We start from the raw sequence: 3393 nt of genomic DNA, 5'->3' as shown, positions 1-3393 counted from the left end.
GAGCAGCTTGCCAAAGCCGCCATGTTGATGATGGCAACTTTGGACTATTTTTCAAACCCAAAACAGGTCGTCCGATTTTTTGTCGTGTACTGAAACAATAAATGAAAATATTGTGGGGATTTTGGTGCGCGTGGCGCGCCCTACGCGGCTGCCTGAAAAATTAAAGCAATTTACATAAAGCAAAGCCAAATTTATTCGCCATATCCGCTTCTGATAAGGCAGCCTGCAAGGGTTCAGACATAAAATAAGAGTGTAAAAGTAAAGGGTCATGCCACAAATCCACATTACACTCTTGGGCAGAGGCTGAAAGTTCTACATAATTATCCCTTATGCCGTATCTTGCTGAGTAAATTTCTAATCCACTTGGATAACGGATGAACTTAAATTTAGAATGACTTTGTGGGTTCAGCATATATCTTCTTTGTTCAGATACTTTTAATACATAAAAAGTTTCCTCTTTCCACAATTTGCCTGTATGTATGTCATAGATATGTACAGGAGTTAAATCGTTTTGCCCCAAATTGAATTGTTTAAAAATTTCGCCACATTTTTGATTTAAAACTTTTTTGCCATTAGCAAAGAATATATATTCGTCATCTTTAGGACAATTTGTTATTTCTAACCATAAGCTACTTGGTAAAATACGAGATTTTTCAAAATAGTCCGATGCAGCTATTTCACAAATTCTATTCCAATCCTCCTTATTCTTTTGTTGTAGAATTAGGCTGTCAGGATGTTCAGGATTTTCTCTTATGGTCATTTCATTGAGCCGATAAGTGCGATAATCAAATACACCATCATAGCTTGAACCTATCCGATAAGCAGTAATACGCCCCAAACCAATGGATGCTGACCAAACTTTTTTCATAAAAATCACTCCAAAACCAAATTTGAAACCAGCGTAGGTCAGCTTTCCCGCCGACCTATTCGCAAAAAATAGAAATACCCTTTCAGGCAGCCTGAATTGACTTTTCAGGCTGCCTGAAATTGTTCAGATTAAGCCAAAATTTTCTCCACAATCTCGCGCACATCTTTGGACAAGCTCGGCAATGCCACAATCGCCTCCAATTCCGCACGCATTAAGGCTTGACGTTGCGGCTCAATCCGTTTCAGCAAATTAAACGCGCGCGCCAAACCTGCCGCCACTTGCGGATTGAATGCGTCAATTTTTTTGATGTGTTGCGCCACAAAAGCGTAGCCCGAACCGTCAAGTGCATGAAAATGCGGTACATTTCGCGCAAACGTGCCAATCAGGGCGCGGACTTTATTCGGATTGTCCAAAGCAAAACGTGGGTGATTTAAGGCTGCCTGAGCCTGCACCAAAGTATCTGCCCTGCGACTGCACGCAATCAATGAAAAATATTTATCCATCACAAGGGCTTGATGGTCAAATTTCGCGGCAAATCGCGCCAACAATTCATCGCGTTTCGCGCTCGCATTGCTGTTGATGGACGACAACACGCCCCATTCGTGGGTCATGTTTTTGCGTGCCATTTCATCATAATGTTCAAACACTTGCTCAATGGTTGCCGCTTCGTCAAAACGATGAATCAAGGGGAAACACGCATATTGCAAGGCGCGAAGTCCCGCATCTTTCGGATTGTATTCATAAAATGCGATTTCTTTGCCGCGTTTGTCCGCGTTTTCTGATTCACGCGCATTCAGTGCTGTCGCCAACAATTCGCCATGCAAAGCGTGGGCGATTTCGTCCAACAAGGCTTCACGCGCCATGGTGGTTTGCACGGGGTTGATGTGGTCGCGTTCACCCCACAGTTCGGCTTCGGCTGGCACTTGCAACAGCATGGCTTTGAATGCCGCGTCCAGATTGTTGTCGTTCAGGATATTGCGTAAGGCTTGGATTAACAAGGGGTTTTGTGGCAAATCATTGCCTTGTTGCAATGCGGTTTCGTTGGCAAAAATGGCGCGGCGCAACAGGGTTTGTCCTGCTTCCCAACGGGCAAATTCATCGTCATCGTGTGCCAAAAGTAAGGCAAGTTGTTCATTGGTATAATCAAATTGCAAATGCACAGGCGCGGAAAAACCGCGCAATAATGATGGCGTAACCGATTGTTGAACTTCACGAAGGACAAACTCTTGCTCGGCTTGATTCACAATTAAAATGGTTTCATTGTAACTGTTGTCATCATTCGGTAATTTGAAAGCCCCTTTTTCGCCATTTTCATTAAATAAAGCAATGGCAAGTGGCATCATCATGGCTTGTTTTTGGCTGGCGGGCATATCAGGGGTATCAGGCAAAATTTGTTTGACACGCAAAACATAGTCCAGATTACCCCCATTTTTTTTCAGGCTACCTGAAATTTGGAGCGTGGGCGTACCCGCTTGCGAATACCACAAGGCAAATTGTTCAAAATCAAAGCCATTTGCGTCTGCCATTGCCGCGCGGAAATCATCGCAGGTTACGGCTTGACCGTCATGGCGTTCAAAATACAACTTCATGCCGCGCTGGAAACCCTCTTCGCCCAAAAAGGTGTGGTACATGCGCACCACTTCCGCGCCTTTTTCATAGACGGTCATGGTGTAAAAATTGTTCATTTCCACATAGCTGGCGGGGCGGACGGGGTGTGCCATGGGGCTGGCATCTTCGGCAAATTGGTGTGTTCTCAATAATTTAACGTTTTCAATGCGGCGCACGGCACGGCTGGCGCGGTCGCCTGAAAACTCTTGGTCGCGGAACACGGTCAAGCCTTCTTTCAGCGACAGTTGAAACCAGTCGCGGCAGGTTACGCGGTTGCCCGTCCAGTTGTGGAAATATTCGTGGGCGATGACGGCTTCTACGCCTTCAAAATCGGCGTCTGTGGCGGTTTGGCTGTCGGCAAGCACATATTTGGTGTTGAAAATGTTTAAGCCTTTGTTTTCCATTGCGCCCATATTGAAATCGCCCACCGCCACGACCATGTAAATGTCCAAATCGTATTCTAAGCCGAAACGCGTTTCGTCCCATTTCATTGAATTTTTTAAGGATTCAATGGCAAAGGCAACTTGGTGGGCATCGGCTTGGCGCGTGTAAAATTCAATGACCACGCGGCGACCGCTTTGGGTGATGAAAAAATCCGATGTCAAAGCCAAATCGCCTGCCACCAAGGCAAACAAATAAGTGGGTTTGACAAAAGGGTCGTGCCACACGGCAAAGTGTCGCCCATCGTTCAGGCTGCCTGAACGGATTTTGTTGCCATTTGACAGCAAAACGGGGAATTTGTCGGCATTGGCGCGGATTTCGGTGGTGAATTCGCCCATCACATCGGGGCGGTCGGGGTGGAAGGTGATTTTGCGGAAACCTTCGGGTTCGCATTGGGTGTAGAGATTGCCTTCGCTTTCATACAAGCCATTGAATGATTTGTTTTTTTGTGGTTCAACTTGGGTGTGAATGGTCAG

The 3393-nt window shown here is 45.8% G+C and carries 2 protein-coding genes; both read right to left on the bottom strand.

The genetic code is table 11. The annotated features are described in order from the left end of the window. Positions 1-160: 160 nt before the first annotated feature. Positions 161-868, bottom strand: a complete 708-nt coding sequence (locus Q338_RS12235) for a hypothetical protein (RefSeq protein ID WP_034295915.1) — start codon at positions 866-868, stop codon at positions 161-163. Between the two features lie 128 nt (positions 869-996). Next, on the bottom strand, positions 997-3393 hold a 2397-nt coding region (pepN, locus tag Q338_RS12230), incomplete at its 5' end, for an aminopeptidase N (RefSeq protein ID WP_034295913.1).

The organism is Alysiella crassa DSM 2578 (genome assembly GCF_000745955.1).
GTDB lineage: Bacteria > Pseudomonadota > Gammaproteobacteria > Burkholderiales > Neisseriaceae > Simonsiella > Simonsiella crassa.
This window is presented reverse-complemented; position numbering and strand designations above follow the sequence as displayed.